The organism is Streptomyces sp. NPDC052043, assembly GCF_044548235.1.
GTDB lineage: Bacteria > Actinomycetota > Actinomycetes > Streptomycetales > Streptomycetaceae > Streptomyces.
Genome location: NZ_JBIUBT010000011.1, coordinates 254,781 through 270,802, shown reverse-complemented (window position 1 = coordinate 270,802; position 16,022 = coordinate 254,781). Strand labels below are relative to the sequence as shown.

General features: G+C 69.6%; 12 protein-coding genes. 10 read left to right on the top strand and 2 right to left on the bottom strand.

The genetic code is table 11. The features are described from left to right. Positions 1-108 precede the first annotated feature (108 nt). From ACIHCX_RS27020 to ACIHCX_RS27010, 3 genes are all read left to right on the top strand, one after another. On the top strand, positions 109-678 hold the full coding sequence (locus ACIHCX_RS27020) for a L,D-transpeptidase family protein (protein ID WP_400033790.1): 570 nt from the start codon (positions 109-111) through the stop codon (positions 676-678). Between the two features lie 265 nt (positions 679-943). After that, positions 944-1,657, top strand: a complete 714-nt coding sequence (locus tag ACIHCX_RS27015; protein WP_400033788.1) for an SDR family NAD(P)-dependent oxidoreductase — start codon at positions 944-946, stop codon at positions 1,655-1,657. Positions 1,658-1,733: 76 nt separating this feature from the next. Then, positions 1,734-2,354 (top strand): TetR/AcrR family transcriptional regulator, encoded by a 621-nt coding sequence (locus ACIHCX_RS27010; RefSeq protein WP_400033786.1) that lies wholly within the window; start codon positions 1,734-1,736, stop codon positions 2,352-2,354. Between the two features lie 316 nt (positions 2,355-2,670). On the opposite strand, the gene ACIHCX_RS27005 is transcribed toward ACIHCX_RS27010, so the two are convergent. Next, positions 2,671-3,717 carry a LacI family DNA-binding transcriptional regulator gene (locus ACIHCX_RS27005; protein WP_400033784.1) on the bottom strand — a complete coding sequence of 349 codons (1,047 nt, stop codon included), beginning with the start codon at positions 3,715-3,717 and terminating at the stop codon, positions 2,671-2,673. Positions 3,718-3,934: 217 nt separating this feature from the next. On the opposite strand from ACIHCX_RS27005, the gene ACIHCX_RS27000 reads away from it, so the two are divergent. Genes ACIHCX_RS27000 through ACIHCX_RS26975 form a run of 6 tightly spaced genes read left to right on the top strand, consistent with a single transcriptional unit; the run spans position 3,935 to position 13,463 of the window. After that, a complete protein-coding gene (locus ACIHCX_RS27000) occupies positions 3,935-5,224 on the top strand; it encodes an ABC transporter substrate-binding protein (protein ID WP_400033782.1) in 1,290 nt (429 codons plus the stop codon). A 6-nt stretch (positions 5,225-5,230) separates the two neighbouring features. Continuing rightward, entirely contained in the window at positions 5,231-6,175 is a 945-nt protein-coding gene (locus ACIHCX_RS26995) for a carbohydrate ABC transporter permease (protein WP_400033780.1), read from the top strand. Continuing rightward, positions 6,172-7,080 carry a carbohydrate ABC transporter permease gene (locus tag ACIHCX_RS26990; protein WP_400033778.1) on the top strand — a complete coding sequence of 303 codons (909 nt, stop codon included), beginning with the start codon at positions 6,172-6,174 and terminating at the stop codon, positions 7,078-7,080. Before ACIHCX_RS26995 ends, ACIHCX_RS26990 begins: the two co-directional genes overlap by 4 nt. Positions 7,081-7,135: 55 nt before the next feature. Further along, on the top strand, positions 7,136-8,392 hold the full coding sequence (locus ACIHCX_RS26985) for a glycosyl hydrolase (RefSeq protein ID WP_400033776.1): 1,257 nt from the start codon (positions 7,136-7,138) through the stop codon (positions 8,390-8,392). Then, positions 8,389-10,407: an endo-beta-N-acetylglucosaminidase gene (locus ACIHCX_RS26980; protein ID WP_400033774.1), complete on the top strand. Its 2,019-nt coding sequence runs from the start codon at positions 8,389-8,391 to the stop codon at positions 10,405-10,407. The genes ACIHCX_RS26985 and ACIHCX_RS26980 overlap by 4 nt, the downstream gene beginning before the upstream one ends. 35 nt (positions 10,408-10,442) lie before the next feature. Continuing rightward, positions 10,443-13,463 (top strand): alpha-mannosidase, encoded by a 3,021-nt coding sequence (locus tag ACIHCX_RS26975; protein WP_400033772.1) that lies wholly within the window; start codon positions 10,443-10,445, stop codon positions 13,461-13,463. A gap of 623 nt (positions 13,464-14,086) precedes the next feature. Here the strand turns inward: ACIHCX_RS26975 and ACIHCX_RS26970 are convergent. Beyond that, on the bottom strand, positions 14,087-14,749 hold the full coding sequence (locus tag ACIHCX_RS26970; protein ID WP_400033770.1) for a class I SAM-dependent DNA methyltransferase: 663 nt from the start codon (positions 14,747-14,749) through the stop codon (positions 14,087-14,089). A 183-nt stretch (positions 14,750-14,932) separates the two neighbouring features. Here ACIHCX_RS26970 and ACIHCX_RS26965 point away from each other — a divergent pair, with 183 nt between their 5' ends. After that, on the top strand, positions 14,933-15,838 hold the full coding sequence (locus tag ACIHCX_RS26965; RefSeq protein ID WP_400033768.1) for a LysR family transcriptional regulator: 906 nt from the start codon (positions 14,933-14,935) through the stop codon (positions 15,836-15,838). The last annotated feature ends 184 nt before the right edge of the window (positions 15,839-16,022 follow it).

Here is a 16,022-nt window from a genome sequence, read left to right as displayed (position 1 = left end):
CCGGGGGCGGGCTGCGCCGCCCGCCCCCGGACATCCCGAACACCACTCATGCCAGACATGTGCGGCCGGGGGACGCCCGGCGCCGTGCGGGAAGAACGAGGAAAACACATGAGCAACGACGGAAGTCACCTGCGCGGTGCCGTGATCGCCGGGGCCGTGGCGACAACGCTGGCGCTGGCACCGGCCGCCGCCGCACAGGGGCCCGCCGAGGCGCCGTCGGCGGCCGCGGCAACCACCCTGGTCTTCGACAAGAACCAGGACGACCCCACCGACTCGCGGCTCTCCGTCTACCAGGGCAAGAAGCTCTGGGCCACCTACCGGGCCGGATCAGGCATCGGCGTCAAGGACGACTGCGCGCGCGCCAAGGGCTGGCTGCCGAACGGCAACTGGAGGATCAAGCTCAAGTCCCGTACGTACAACGGCAAGTTCATCAAGGGCTACGCCATCTACCTCCAGGACATGAAGTGCTCCAAGGGCACCCCGACGCGCACGGAGATGTTCATCCACTCCGAGATGAACCGCGACGGCAGCCAGGGCAGCAGCGAGCCGCGCCGGTGGGACGGCGTCGGCGACTACAAGTCCAACGGCTGCGTGAAGCTGAACCCGACCGACATCAAGAAGATGTTCCGGCTCCTCGACCGCATTGGCTGGCCGACCCACCTCCGCGTGGTGTCCTGACGCGGTGACAGAGAAGAGGGCGAGCCACTTCATCGGTCCGCCCGCCTTCGGAGTGACCGTGACCTTACCGTGCACCGCGCCCAGGGATCTTTCCATGACGCGCTTTCTCCCACCAGGTAGGCGCAGGCTCCCAGCGCAGGTGGTGGGCCTGCCGCAGGGGCGCAGCGCTGGAAGCGTCGTTGAAGGTAGTCGACCAGTCGTCTAGCCTCCCGATCAGCGAGCTGGCAGGCCTTGGTTCGCGCACCCACTCCGAGAGAGGGCAGTCATGAGCATTCCCGATCAGAAGGTCGCCGTCATCACCGGTGCATCCCAAGGCATCGGCGCAGGACTGGTCGAGGCGTACCGCAAGCTCGGCTACGGCGTCGTGGCCACTTCGCGCACCATCGCCCCCTCACAGGATCCCGACGTCCTGACCGTCCAGGGCGACATCGCCGACCCCGCCACGGCCGAGCGTGTGGCCGCGGCTGCCGTCGAGCGCTTCGGCCGCATCGACACCCTCGTCAACAACGCGGGCGTCTTCGTCGCCAAACCGTTCACCGAGTACACCCAGCAGGATTACGACACGGTCATCGGTGTCAACCTGGCCGGGTTCTTCCGCATCACCCAGCTTGCCGCCGAGCGGATGCTCCGCCAGGGAAGCGGCCACATCGTCCAGATCAGCACGAGTCTCGTCGACCACGCCAACTCGGCGGTCCCCTCGGCGCTCGCCTCTCTCACCAAAGGCGGGCTGCAGTCCGCCACCAAGGCCCTGGCCATCGAGTACGCCGCCCGCGGCGTCCGCAGCAACGCGGTTGCCCTAGGCATCATCAAGACCCCCATGCATCCGGAGGCGCACCACGAGACACTCGCTGCGCTCCACCCGGTCGGGCGCATGGGTGAGATCAGCGACGTCGTCGACGCGGTCGTCTACCTCGAGAACGCACCCTTCGTCACGGGAGAGATCCTCCACGTCGACGGCGGCCAGAACGCCGGCCACTGACTCCCTGTGCCCCCGGGCGCCCAGGCGGCGCCCGGGGCCGGAATCCGACATAGACGATCGGTCGTATACTTTTGCCATGGGACGCACCAGTGACGCCAAGGAGAAGATCCTCACCGCCGCGCACTCGCTCATCGAGCAGCGCGGGTACACAGCGCTGGGTGTCGCCGAGATCTGCAAGGCCGCCGGCGTGCCCAAGGGCAGCTTCTACTATTTCTTCGAGTCCAAAGAGGCGCTCGCCCTGGCCGTGATCGACCAGCAGTGGGAGATCCAACGCAGCGACTGGACCCGGGTTCTGCGGGACAACGCGGAGCCGCTGCAGCGGCTGCGCCGACTGTTGGAGGAGACCGAGGCAGACCTGCGCGAGGGCCAGCAGAGCTGCGGGACCGTCTCGGGATGCATGTTCGGAAACCTCACCCTGGAACTGAGCAACCAGACCCGACCCATCCGGGAACGCCTGCAGGAGGTCTTCGACGCCCAACTGAAAATGGTCGACGATGTCATAGCCGAGGCCCGCGAGCGCGGCGAGGTCTCCGTCCACGACACCAGGGAAGCCGCCCGATCGATCGTCGCCCAACTCGAGGGCCAGGTGCTGTTCGCCAAGCTCTACAACAACACCCGGCATCTCGAAGCCCTGTGGGAAAACTGCCAGTCACTGCTCTCCGTCAGCCGAACAGACACGGCGCCCGCAAGCTCCTGACCAGCTCAGGCTGCCACCGCTGGTGCCGTCGTTGACGATCAGCACATCGTCCAGAGCACCAAGGTATCTGGCGTCGCATCCCCCAGGCCGTCGCGGGCCTGGCCGGCGTCCCACGCGGCTCGGCGTCCACGACGCACTCCCGACGGCTGCGTTGCTGGGCCCGCGGGCTGAGGTTGGCGATGCCCGGGTACCCGTCCACTGCCGAGGCCAGAAGCGAGCGCAGGACGTGGACGACGCCGGCCGTGTCGGCGAGGGCCTGAGGGCTGGCCACGACCGGGGCGCGGCCCGCGTGCAGGGGAGCGTGGACCCGTGAGAGTCATGCGCGCCGCGCAGCCCCTGTGCTCTCGCGTCCGATCAGCCGGGGCACCGGCACCCTGACCGTGCGTGCCGGGCCGCCGTCGAGCAGTGCGGTCAGCTCCCGTGCCGCCGTACGGCCGAACTCCATGCTGTCCCGGGACAGCGCCGACAGCCAGGGCTTGACCATCCGGCACAGGGCCGAGTCCTCCCAGGCCACCACCGACACGTCCGCCGGTACGGAGAAGCCGAGTTCGGTGGCGGCGGCGACGCCCGCGAGGGCCATCACGTCATTGTCGTAGATCAGGGCCGTCGGGGGAGCTGCGGAGCCGAGGACCCGGCGGGTGACGGCGGCGCCCTCCGCGTCCGAGTAGTCGGTGGTGATCGACTCCACCCCGGTCAGCCCGCGCCGCTGCGCCTCTGCGCGCAGGGTCCGGATCCGGCGTTCGGTGTGGGCCAGACCGGCCAGTCCGGCGATGTGCACGATCCGCCGGTGGCCGAGTGTGTACAGCTCGTCCACCACCGAGGCCATCGCGCCCGCGTCGTCCGCCCACACCGTGGACAGCCCGGGGTGCCGCTCGTCCGGCGCGCCGCCGATCACCACGGCGGGCAGGCCGAGTTCGTCGAGCAGGTCCGGGCGCGGGTCGTCGGTGCGCGGGTCCACCACCAGGACGCCGTCCACCCGGTGCTCGGCCCACCACCTGCGGTAGACCGCGCACTCGTCCGGCACGTCCTCCACCACCTGGAACAGCAGCCCGAGGTGACGCTCCGCCAGTTCTTCCTGGATGCCGGAGACGAGCTGGAGGAAGAAGGAGTCGACGCCGAGGGTGTCCGCGGGCCGGGCCAGCACCAGGCCGACCGTGGCCGCGCCCTCGCCCGACAGCGCGCGGGCCGCCGTACTGGGTCGCCAACCCAGCTGCTCGGCGACCCGGCGCACCCGCTCGCGGGTGACGTCGGAGACGCCCGGCCTGTCGTTGAGGGCGAAGGAGACGGCGCTCTCCGAGACACCGGCACGGCGCGCGATGTCCTTCATCGTCGGCCGGCGCGCCGGGGACCGCTTGGCCGGCATGTTCCCTCATTTCTCGGCAGTGATCGCTAAAGCGCTTGAGTGGAAGTAGCCTAAAGCGCTTTAGTACCCGCTGGCAAGTAGCTTCTAGCACCTGCCTGACCTGCACTAATGATCCGCTCAAGGCTTTAGTGGTCCGAATCCATTGACTTTTCCCGAACGCGGCGTGCATGGTCCTTGCCGACACCAGCCGCCGACGCCGCAAGGGAGCCGTGTCACCATGCCCATATCCCGCAGAGCACTCGCCGCCGCTGCCGTCACCGCCCTCGTCCTGCCGCTGAGCGCCTGCGGCTCCGGCGATGGCGGCGGCGGCTCGACGGACGCCTCCGGCAAGGTCGAGGGCGACATCACCTTCCAGACCTGGAACCTGCGCGCCAACTTCAAGGACTACTTCAACGGCGTGATCGCCGGCTTCGAGAAGAAGTACCCGGGCACCCACGTCAAGTGGGTCGACCAGCCGGCCGAGGGCTACCCCGACAAGCTCAGCGCCGACGCCGCCGCGGGCACCCTGCCGGACGTGGTCAACGTCTCCCCGGACCTGCTCGCGCCGCTCGCCAAGGCGGGCCTCGCGCTCGACCTGGACAAGGCCGCCGCGAAGTACAAGCAGGAGTACCTGCCCGGCGCCTGGGCCGGCGACCAGATCCCGGGCATGACCGGCACCTACGCCTTCCCCTGGTACCTGAACACCGGCCCGCTGTTCTACAACAAGGCCCTGTTCGAGAAAGCCGGGCTGAACCCCGACACCCCGCCGAAGACGTACGACGACCTCTTCACCCAAGCCCAGCAGATCGCGGACAAGTCCGGCGGCAAGGTCGCCACCCTCGCCAACATCCCCACCATCGAGGACTTCGGCCGCTACGGCGCCTCCCTCATGAACCAGGACGGCACGGGCTTCACCTTCAACGACGCCAAGGGTGTCGAACTCCTCACCAAGTACAAAAAGTTGTACGACGCCAAGGGGCTCGACCCGCAGGCGCTGACCGCAACCCCCGAGTCGGCCGGGAACAAGTTCCTCACCCAGGCCGTCGCCATGAACCCCGGCAGCGCCCTGGACCTGGAGAACTTCAAGAAGCAGGCACCGAGCCTGTACAAGAACATCGGCATCACCGACCAGATCACCAACACGGGCCACGTCAACATGTACGTGATGGGCGTGATGGTGAACTCCAGGACCAAGCACACGCCCGCGGCCGTCGCCTTCGCGCACTACGTCACCGACGCCGAGCACCAGATGTCCTTCGCCAAGAAGGTCGCGATCTTCCCGTCCACCGCCGGTTCCCTCGACGACCCGTACTTCACCAAGGAGGACGGCACCGACGAGACCCGGGTGCGTATCGCCGCCGCCAAGTCGCTGAAGAACGCGGTCAACTACACGCCCGTGCTGTTCAGCGACCAGATGAAGACCGCGCTGCGCAACGAGGTCGCCAAGGCGTTGCAGGGCAAGCAGAGCCCTGAGACAGCGCTTGACAACGCTGTCAAGGAATGTGACCAACTCCTGAAGCAGGGATAACGCACCATGGCCACCCCGATCGTCTCCCGGACGCGCCCGTCGCCTCCGGCCGGGCGCCGCGAGCGCCACCCGGCGATCCGGACACGACGTCAACTGCCCGCCAGCCCCTGGCTGTTCGCCGCTCCGGGACTGCTGGTCACCGCCGTCTTCGTCCTGTACCCGTTCGTCTCCACGGTGATCAACGCCTTCACCGACCGCCGCACCCTCATGCCGGGCCGATTCGTCGGACTCGCCAACTTCCGCGAGCTGTTGCACGACGACATGTTCTGGATCGGTCTGCGCAACAGCGCGCTGTATGTCCTCGGCGTCGTCCCGGCGCTGGTGATCCTGCCGCTGCTGCTCGCCATGCTGGTACGCAAGACCATCCCCGGCATCACCTTCTTCCGGTCGGCCTTCTACACCCCGGTCGTCGCGTCGGTCGTGGTGGTCGGGCTGATCTGGGTGTGGCTGCTGGACGAGCGCGGTCTGGTGAACGCGCTCCTGGAAGCGGTCGGGGCGGGCAAGGTCGGCTTCCTCAGCGATCAGTGGCTGCTCCTGCTGAGCGCCATGGCCGTGACGGTCTGGAGGGGTCTCGGCTATTACATGATCATTTACATGGCGGCGCTCGCCAACGTCCCGCGCGAGCTGCATGAGGCCGCCGCCGTCGACGGCGCGGGCCCGGTGCGCCGCTTCTTCACCGTGACCGTGCCGGCCCTCCGCTCCACCATGGTCCTGGTCGCCGCGCTCGCCGCGGTCTCCTCCTTCAAGGTGTTCTCCGAGGTGTACCTGATGGCGGGCCCGGCCGGCGGACCGGCCGGCGAGGACACCACCCTGGTGATGCTCGTGCAGCGCACCGGCACCGGCCTGACCGGCCGTGTCGGCTACGCCTCCGCCATCTCCCTGGTCGTCTTCGTCGTCACCGTCCTGCTGATGCTGCTCGTCCTGCGGGCCGACCGGAAGGAGGACGCGTGAGCCTCACCGACAAGGCACCCAAGACCGGCACGGGACCGGCACCCGCCCGCACCTCCCGCTTCACCGACGAGAACGGTCGCCGCATCCGGGCCTGGGAACTGATCCTGCGCTACACGCTGCTGCTCGTCGTCCTGGCCCTGACCGTCGGCCCGTTCCTGTGGCAGTTGTCCACCTCGCTCAAGGGCCCGACCGAGGACATCTTCAGCTCCCCGCCAAGGTTCCTGCCCGAGCACCCCACCCTGCACAACTACCAGCGGGTGGCCGACACCATCCCGGTGTGGGAGTACGTTCTCAACTCCCTCAAGGTCGCCGCCGCCAACGTCGTCACCAACTGCGTCGGCTCCGCCCTCGCCGGCTACGCCCTGGCCCGGCTGCGCTACCGGGGCCGCCGGGCCGCCACCCTGGTCTTCGTCCTGGCCATGCTGGTGCCCGCCGAGGCCATCGTCATCGCCCAGTTCACGACCATGCGCGACCTCGGCCTGAACAACACGCTCACCGGCGTCGTCCTGCCGGGCGCCGTCGCCTCCCTGAACGTCCTGCTGATGCGCAACGCCTTCCGCAGCCTGCCCTTCGAGGTGGAGGAGGCCGCCTACGCCGACGGCGCCAACGTCTGGCAGCGGTTCGTGCGGATCGCGTTGCCCTCGGTCAAGGGCACCCTCGCGGTCGTGGCGATCTTCGCCTTCATGTTCGCCTGGGACGACTTCCTCTGGCCGCTGATCGTGCTCAGCGACCCGTCCAAGTACACCCTGACCATCGGCCTCAACTACCTCCACGGCACCTTCGCCAACGACGAACGCCTCGTCGCCGCCGGCACCGTCATCGCCGTGGCACCGCTGATCGCCCTCTTCGCCTGCCTCCAGCGCTACTTCTTCCGCGGGGTCGGCGAAGGCGCCGTCAAGGGCTGAACCGACGACCGATCCCAGGGCTGATCCCCGTACTCCCACCTCGCAAGGACCCCGTATGCCTTCCGCCGTGCGCTTCGGCGTCAACTACACCCCGAGCCAGGGATGGTTCCACCACTGGCTCGACTTCGACCTCGACGCCGTACGCGCCGACCTGGACTCCATCGCCTCACTCGGCCTGGACCACATCCGCGTCTTCCCGCTGTGGCCGTACTTCCAGCCCGACCGCGCCCTGATCCGCCCCCGCGCCGTCGAGCAGCTGCTCCAGCTCGTCGACGCCGCCGCCGAACGCGGACTCGACGTCAACGTGGACGGCCTGCAAGGGCACCTGTCCAGCTTCGACTTCCTGCCCGCCTGGACCCGCACCTGGCACCGGCGCAACCTGTTCACCGACCCCGAGGTGCTCGACGGCCAGGCCGCCTACCTGCGCACCCTTGCCGCAGCCCTCGCCGACCGCCCCAACTTCCTCGGCATGACCCTCGGCAACGAGGTCAACCAGTTCTCCGCAGGCCCCCATCCCGACCCCGACCGGGCCACCGCCGACCAGGTCGACGCCTGGCTGGAGCGCATGCTCACCGCCTGCGAGAAGGGCGCCCCCGGCAAGCTGCACCTGCACGCCGAGTACGACGCCACCTGGTACCAGGACGACATGCCCTTCACCCCTGCCCAGGCCGCCCGGCACGGCGCCCTCACCGCCGTCCACTCCTGGGTCTTCAACGGCACCGCCCAGCGTCACGGGCGTACCTCTGTCCCCACCGAGCACCACGCCGCGTACCTCGTCGAGCTCAGCAAGGCCTGGGCCGACGACCCGCACCGCCCCGTCTGGCTCCAGGAGGTCGGTGCCCCCGCCCCCCTCATCCGCGCCGAGCACGCCGCCGCCTTCACCGAGGCCACCGTCGCGAACGTCCTGGACTGCCCGGACCTGTGGGGCATCACCTGGTGGTGCTCCCACGACGTCTCCCGCGACCTCGCCGACTTCCCCGAACTCGAGTACACCCTCGGCCTGCTGACCAACGACCGGCAGCCCAAGGACCTCGCCCGTTCCCTCTCGCGCGCGGCCCGCGACCACACCTACGCCCCGGCCCCGCGCACCACCGCGCTCGTCGTCCCCGCCGACCCGGCCGCCCGCTCCCGCTGCGCACCCGGAGGCGACGTCTTCGAGGCCTTCTTCCGGCTGACCGCCGACGGCGCCCGCCCCACCACCGTCCTCGACACCCGGGCGGCCGACCGGGACCACCTGACCTCACGCGCCATCACGGAAGTCGTCACGTCCGACCAGGTAGTTCACACCGCCCGAGGAGGCACCCGATCGTGAACCCCACCCGACGCACCGTCCTGCTCGCCGGCGCCGCTGCCGCGTTCCTGCCCGCGCTGCCCGCCGCGAGCGCCGAGGCCGCTCCGAGGGCGACGGCCGCGCTCCAGCCGTACGCCTCCTACTGGTACCCCGACTCCCTGCCCTCCGGCAGCCCGGGCCCCGGCATCACCTGGCGCAGTCTGAAGAGCTGGCGCGCCGCCACCGACGCAGACCTCGCCTTCAACGCCGCCTCCGTCCCGCTGGCGTCCCGCTTCACCCCGAACCCGGCGAACGCCACCGCCCGTGCGGGGCAGGCCCGCATCCAGTCCCTGGTCTCCTTCGGACCCACCTCCTCCAACCCCTCCCAGGGCTCGGCCACCGCCGACTACTACGCCCTCACCCACTGGGCGTACGTCGACGAGCTGGTGTTCTGGGGCGGCTCGTCCGGTGAGGGCCTGATCCTCGCCCCGAACGCCCCGGTCGTGGACGCGGCCCACCGGCACGGAGTCCCCGTCCTCGGCAACGTCTTCCTGCCGCCCGCCGCCTACGGCGGTCAGCTCCAGTGGACCCGCGACCTCGTGCAGAGGGACGCCTCCGGCCACTACCCGCTCGCCGCCCAACTGGTCGCCGTCGCGGCCGCGTACGGCTTCGACGGCTGGTTCGTCAACGCCGAGACGGGCGGCGGCGACAGCGCCCTCGGCGCCGCCATGCTCGGTTTCGTCGAGGAGCTGAAGCGCCTGGCCTCGGCCAAGGGGCAGCGGGTGACCTGGTACGACGCGATGACCGTGAACGGCTCGGTGAGCTGGCAGGGGGCGCTGAACGGCCAGAACCAGGCCCTCTTCCAGGCCGTGGACGACATGTTCGTCGACTTCCGCTGGAGCGCGGACTCGCTCGCCTCGTCCGGACAGAACGCCGTGCAACTGGGTCGCAGTCGCTACGAGTTGTGGGCCGGTGTCGACGTGGAGTCGCGCGGCTCGGACACCTCCGTGAACTGGGACGCCATCGTGCCGTCCGACCGCGCGCACGTCACCTCGATCGGCCTCTACCGGCCCGAGTGGACCCGCAACCACCTGCCCGCCGGCCACACCCCCGAGGACTTCCACGCCGCCGACGACCGGTTCTGGACCGGCCGCTCCCTCGACCCGTCCCGTCCCGACCCCGCCGACAGCTGGCGGGCGCCGGCCGTGTCCGTCGCCGACCGGTCGACCGTCACCGCGCTGCCGTTCGCAAGCGTCTTCAACACCGGGCACGGTCTGCGCTGGTACGAGGACGGCGAGGTCGCCTCCGACACGCCGTGGAACCACCTCGGCCTCCAGGACCGGCTGCCGTCCCGGCGCTGGGCGGTGCGGACGGACGGACAGCGGCCCGCCGTCTCCTTCGACTTCGCGGACGCCTGGCGCGGCGGCAGCAGCGTGCTCGTGGACGGCGCGCTCGACCGGGCCGCCGTGCTGGACCTGTACGCGACCCGGCTCCCGATCGGTCAGGACACGGTCATCGAGCTGACCCACCGCACGGACGCGGGGGCCGTCCGGGTCGAGCTCGCCTTGGCGACCGCCGAGCCGGACGCCGCCGGAGCCGCACCGCCGTACACGTACCTGCCCGTGCCGGCCGGCACGGGGGACGGCTGGCGGACCTCGGCCGTCCGGCTCACCGGCCTGTCCGGGACCGTGCACGCGATCGGGGTCCGGCTCACCGCCGCCGACGGCGGCCCGGTGCGCTGGCGGCTCGGCGGCCTCGCCGTCCACGACCGTGCCGCCACCCCGGCCGCCCCGGCCGGGCCGCGGATCACCGCCGCCTCGGGCGGCGACCTGCGCCTGGCCTGGAACCACCCGGCACCCGGCACGGTGCGCCACTACACCCTGCACCGTGTGCTGCCCGACGGCACCCGCCGCTTCCTGGGCGGCAGCTGCCAGCGGGCCTACTTCGTCGGCGGTCTGACTCCCGCACCGGGAGAGCGCGCCGTACGGTTCGAAGTACGCGCGGTGGGGGAGCTGTACACCTCGTCGGCCCCCGCGACCGTCACCCACCCCTGGTAACCACCCGCTGACGTACGACCTACGGAGCATCCCCCATGCATGACGACCGCAGCCTGGTCGAAGCCCGCCTCAAGCGTGTTCTCGACGAGCGCATCCGCCCCGCCGTGTACCCCGAGTCCGTGCCCCTTCAGGTCGCGGTGTGGCACGCCCCCGGTGAGCCCGTTCCGGTCGCCGAGGGACTGGCCGCCGAGCCGGAGCCGATCGAGGTGGGTGCCCGGTGGGGTGCTCCGTGGGGCACCAGCTGGTTCCGGGTGACCGGGACCGTGCCCGAGGCGTGGGCCGGCAGGACCGTGGAGGCGCTGCTCGACCTCGGCTTCGACGAGAACATGCCCGGCTTCCAGTGCGAGGGCCTGGTCTACCGGCCCGACGGGACCCCCGTGAAGGGTCTCAACCCGCGCAACCAGTGGGTCCGCATCGGCGCCCCCGTCGCGGGCGGTGAGGAGGTGCGGCTGCACATCGAGGCCGCCTCCAACCCCGTCATCCTCGACTACCACCCCTTCCTGCCCACGCAGCTCGGCGACAAGGAGACCGCGGGCAGCGAGCCGCAGTACACCCTGACCCGCATGGACCTCGCGATCTTCGACGAGAGCGTGTGGCAGCTGGTGATCGACCTGGAGGTGCTCGGTGAACTGATGGCCGAGCTGCCGGTGGACTCCCAGCGCCGTTACGAGATCGTGCGCGCGGTGGACCGGGCTCTCGACGCGGTCGACCTTCAGGACGTGAACGCCACCGCCGAGCGGGCCCGTGCCCGGCTCGCCGACGTCCTCGCCGCTCCGGCCGTGCCCTCCGCGCACCGGATCAGCGCGGTCGGGCACGCCCACATCGACTCGGCGTGGCTGTGGCCGCTGCGCGAGACCGTACGCAAGGTGGCCCGTACGACGTCCAACATGACCGCGCTGCTCGAGGACGAGCCGGAGTTCGTCTTCGCCATGTCCCAGGCGCAGCAGTGGGCGTGGATCAAGGACCACCGGCCCGAGGTGTGGGCGCGGGTGAAGAAGGCGGTGGCGGACGGGCGGTTCGTCCCGGCCGGCGGCATGTGGGTGGAGTCGGACACCAACATGCCGGGGTCGGAGGCGATGGCCCGGCAGTTCGTGCACGGCAAGCGGTTCTTCCTCGACGAGTTCGGCGTCGAGAACGACGAGGCCTGGCTGCCCGACACCTTCGGCTTCGCCGCCGGGCTGCCCCAGATCATCAAGGCGGCTGGCTCGACGCGGCTGCTGACGCAGAAGATCTCCTGGTCGCAGACGAACAAGTTCCCGCACCACACCTTCCAGTGGGAGGGCATCGACGGCACCCGCATCTTCACGCACTTCCCGCCCGTCGACACCTACAACTGCTCCATGAAGGGCAGCGAGATCGCCCACGCCGCCCGCAACTTCAAGGACAAGGGCGTCGCCCGGCACTCCCTCGCCCCCACCGGCTGGGGCGACGGAGGCGGCGGCACCACCCGCGAGATGGTCGCCAAGGCGGCGCGGCTGCGCGACCTCGAAGGCTCGGCGCAGGTCGTGTGGGAGACCCCGCAGGCCTTCTTCGACCAGGCCGAGGCCGAGTACCCGAATGCCCCCGTCTGGGTCGGCGAGCTCTACCTGGAGCTGCACCGCGCCACCCTCACCAGCCAGGCCAAGACCAAGCAGGGCAACCGGCGCAGCGAACACCTGCTGCGGGAGGCGGAGCTGTGGGCGGCAACGGCGGCCGTACGCACCGGATTCCCCTACCCCTACGAGGAGTTGGACCGGATCTGGAAGACCGTGCTGCTCCACCAGTTCCACGACATCCTGCCCGGCTCGTCCATCGCCTGGGTGCACCGCGAGGCACGGGCCACCTACGAGCGGGTCGCCCGCGAGCTGAACGAGATCGTCGAGGCCGCACAGCACGCGCTGGCGGGCGAGGGCACCACTCCCCTGGTCTTCAACGCAGCCCCGCACGCGCGCGCGGGCGTCCCGGCCGGCGCCGCAGCCACACCGGCCACCTACGGCAGGACGGAGCTGACGCCCCGCGAGGTCGGCGGACACGTCCTGGACAACGGCCTGCTGCGTGTCGAGATCGACGCCCGAGGCCTGGTCGTCTCGGCGTACGACATCGAGGCAGACCGGGAGACCATCGCCCCGGGCCGGGCCGCGAACCTCCTCCAACTGCACCCCGACTTCCCGAACATGTGGGACGCCTGGGACGTGGACGAGTTCTACCGCAACACCGTCACCGACCTCACCGACGCCGACTCCGTCACGACCGGCGAGGACGGCACCTCCGTGCGGGTCGTACGGTCCTTCGGGGACTCCCGCGTCACCCAGGTGCTGTCCCTGGCGGCGTGGGAGCGACGGCTGGTGCTGGACACGGAGGTGGACTGGCACGAGACGGAGAAGTTCCTCAAGCTGGCCTTCCCGCTCGACGTGCACGCCGAACGGTACGCGTCGGAGACCCAGTTCGGGCACTTCCACCGGCCCACCCACACCAACACCTCGTGGGAGGCAGCCAAGTTCGAGGCCTGCAACCACCGTTTCGTGCACGTGGCGGAGCCCGGCTGGGGCGTCGCCGTGGTCAACGACTCCACGTACGGCCACGACGTGACCCGTACCGTCCGTTCGGAGGGAGACCGAGGGACCACCACCACGGTCCGGATGTCGCTACTGCGCGCCCCGCGCTTCCCTGACCCCGAGACCGACCAGGGCGTCCACCGCTTCCGCCACGCGTTGGTGCCGGGCGCGGGCATCGCCGAGGCGGTGCGCGAGGGCTGGCGCATCAACGTGCCCGAGCGGCACGTCACCGGCGCCGGGCAGGTCGCTCCGCTGGTGTCCGTGGACGAGGACGCGGTGGTCGTGACCGCGGTGAAACTGGCCGACGACGGCAGCGGCGACGTGGTGGTCCGCTTCCACGAGGCCCACGGCGGACGAGCCCGGGCCACGCTGACGGCCGGGTTCGAGGTGGCCGAGGTCACAGTGACCGACCTCCTGGAGCGGCCCTTGCCCGGCGCCACGGCACCGGAGCGGGACGGCGACCGGATCGCGGTGCGCCTGCGGCCGTTCGAGCTGGTGACGCTGCGGCTGCGGCGCGGCTGAACCGACGGGACGTACGGCGACCGCCACCCTGCGCGAGCGCCGTACGTCCCGTCCCTGTTCTCCCGGGCGCGGGCAGGGCCCGGTGATGTGCGCGCCCCCGCCCGACTGCTGGCCCAGGGGCATGAGGCTGATCGTCCATGGAGAAAGGCCGCACCCGGAGTCAGTCAGAGATCACGGGACGCGGACGGCACGCCTCGCTGAGGAGGCCATCGGTGTGTCGTGCTGGTGCCCCCACAGGTAGTGTGGGGGCACTTCGCCTTGCTCTGTCGGGCGGATGGTGTGCCGGGAAGTCTGGTCGGCGATGGACCCGTCGTGGTCCGAACCAGCCGCTGCCGTCCCGATGGAGTCTCGCGATGTCGCCCCAGGAGCCTTCTTCTTCGTCCCCGTCCGAGTCCCGGGATTCAGCGATCCGGCAGGTTCTCGCCAGCTTCGACACGTACGCCCGCATGCGTAACGCGCGTAACGGCATCCTGCCTGCCACCCGTGTCACTCCGCAGGACGCGGATCGCGCCTTCGGCGCTCTTCGGGCGTCCATCGAACGGCTCCGGAACCTCAACCAGCAGTAACGCTGGCGAAGGTGGGAACGCATCTCGACGAACACGATCGCCGCCAGGACCTCCAGGTCACCGTGGCGCCGTGGCCTGACGGCGCGCGAGGATGATTCCCCCGAGCTTGCTCTCCGCCGAGGTGAGAGTTCTGTGCGACTCGATGGCGAAGCCGGCATCATTGAGCCACGCCATCATTTGGCCGTGCTGGCGCCGATGGACATGGACCTTCATCGGATGCCCGCCATAGCCTTCGGTCTTCAAGCGCGACTCACCACCGACGTGGAAGCTCAGGAGCAGTAGCCCACCGGGCCTGACGGCCCGTTGGAAGTGAGCGAAGACCGAGTCGATCTCGTCGTCGGGGACGTGGATCAGCGAGTACCAAGCGACCAGCCCGGTCATCGAGGCGTCACCGAGGTCGAGGTCCGTCATGGTGCCGAGATCGAACCGCAGGCCGGGGTGATCACGCCGGGCCACCTCGAGCATCCCGGGCGACAGGTCGATCCCGAACGCGTCCACGCCCAGCTGACGCAGGTGAGCCGTGATCCTCCCCGTCCCGCATCCCACGTCGGCAACCGGTCCCCCACCCTGGGCACGCACCAGGTCTGCGAACAAGGCCAGGACAGCGCGCTCCTCAGGCGTTTCGTCCAGGAGGTGACGTGTCAGGTCTGCATAGCTGGCAGCCACGGTGTCATAAGACGTCCGCGTGTCGTCCAGCCAGCCGTCGGTGTTCGGTCCCATTCCCACGGCGGCAGGCTATCCGACAGCCCAGGTGGGACCCTTCGTTCCCGCACGCGTGCTCACCCTCGGCGACGACGCGGAGCGATCCGAGCGTAACGAGCCGTACAGGCCGCCTGCGGCGGCTCCCCTCACGAAGGTGGAACATCTATTGACATTTCGTAGATGTCATGACATCTAGAGGGCATGGATTTTCGCCAACTCGAGTACTTCGAAGCCGTCGTCCAGGCCGGTTCGGTTTCTCAGGCCGCCAAGAATCTGCACATGACGCAGCCGCCGCTGAGCCACGCCATCGCGAAGCTGGAGCGGGAGCTCGGAGTGAGCCTCCTCGAGCGAACCGCGAAAGGGGTGCATCCCACCCAGGCAGGCCTCCACCTCCTCTCCAGGGGCGAACGCCTGATAGCGGACCGAAATCGAGTCGTGGAGACGCTGAAACTGATGGGCGGGGGCGCAATCGGCGCTCTGCACATTGGCGCGGAACCCATGATCATCAACGAAGTCATCGCGGACGTACTGGCGGAATTCCTCGATCAGGCCCCCAAGGCGCGCGTCACGCTGGCAGACATCACTCCCGACCTTATTGTTCAAGGTGTACTGTCCGGCGATTTGGACATGGGGTGCGTCCCCTTCGGGTCCACACAATTCGCCAGGTTCGTCGCCGAGGGCTGCGACTGGTGCCCCATTATCGACATCAACGTCAAGCTCGCCGTTCCAAGGTATCGCGCTACGGAATCCCGTCCTGACGGCAAGGGGTGGGGCCGGTGGATCCTGCCGTCCCGGCTTTCCGCGTTCTGGGGTATGCCGGACGCCGCGGAAAAAGCACTGTCGGGCGACGACTCCTTCGAGGTCATCGAGGTGTCCACGCCGCAGACGGCAGTCGCCTTCGTTGCCGCAGGGCTGGGTGTCGCGCTCGTGACCGAGCGCATTGCCGCAAGGAGCGATGCGGTGGCTCTTCTCGATCCCCCGGAATGGCTCCGGTCCATGCAGGCAACTCTGCTCTGGAAGCGCGGAGGAGAGATTACCCCACTCATGGATCGCTGGTTGCAGGCCACTCGGACCGTTGCCGAGCACCGCCGCGCGCTCGGGCGGTGAGAGCAGCCATACGCGGAACTATGCACCCCTCTGCTGCGCCCTATATGGAAAGGGAGGGTGAAATCAAGAGCACATCCCCGTGAGTATCCACCGAATCCTTGTGATGTGCGCCACACGGGGGTCGGTGTTCGTTCCGCGGCTGTGCCCCCGCCATCGCGTAAAGTGCCAGCTCAGAGGCGGTTTC

Bases quoted from the DNA above. Each gene is read 5' to 3' on its own strand.
- ACIHCX_RS27010 (WP_400033786.1), top strand. From the start codon at position 1,734: ATGGGACGCACCAGTGACGCCAAGGAGAAGATCCTCACCGCCGCGCAC.
- ACIHCX_RS26970 (WP_400033770.1), bottom strand. From the start codon at position 14,749: ATGGGACCGAACACCGACGGCTGGCTGGACGACACGCGGACGTCTTAT.
- ACIHCX_RS27005 (WP_400033784.1), bottom strand. From the start codon at position 3,717: ATGCCGGCCAAGCGGTCCCCGGCGCGCCGGCCGACGATGAAGGACATC.
- ACIHCX_RS27000 (WP_400033782.1), top strand. From the start codon at position 3,935: ATGCCCATATCCCGCAGAGCACTCGCCGCCGCTGCCGTCACCGCCCTC.
- ACIHCX_RS26975 (WP_400033772.1), top strand. From the start codon at position 10,443: ATGCATGACGACCGCAGCCTGGTCGAAGCCCGCCTCAAGCGTGTTCTC.
- ACIHCX_RS27020 (WP_400033790.1), top strand. From the start codon at position 109: ATGAGCAACGACGGAAGTCACCTGCGCGGTGCCGTGATCGCCGGGGCC.
- ACIHCX_RS26985 (WP_400033776.1), top strand. From the start codon at position 7,136: ATGCCTTCCGCCGTGCGCTTCGGCGTCAACTACACCCCGAGCCAGGGA.
- ACIHCX_RS26995 (WP_400033780.1), top strand. From the start codon at position 5,231: ATGGCCACCCCGATCGTCTCCCGGACGCGCCCGTCGCCTCCGGCCGGG.
- ACIHCX_RS26965 (WP_400033768.1), top strand. From the start codon at position 14,933: ATGGATTTTCGCCAACTCGAGTACTTCGAAGCCGTCGTCCAGGCCGGT.
- ACIHCX_RS27015 (WP_400033788.1), top strand. From the start codon at position 944: ATGAGCATTCCCGATCAGAAGGTCGCCGTCATCACCGGTGCATCCCAA.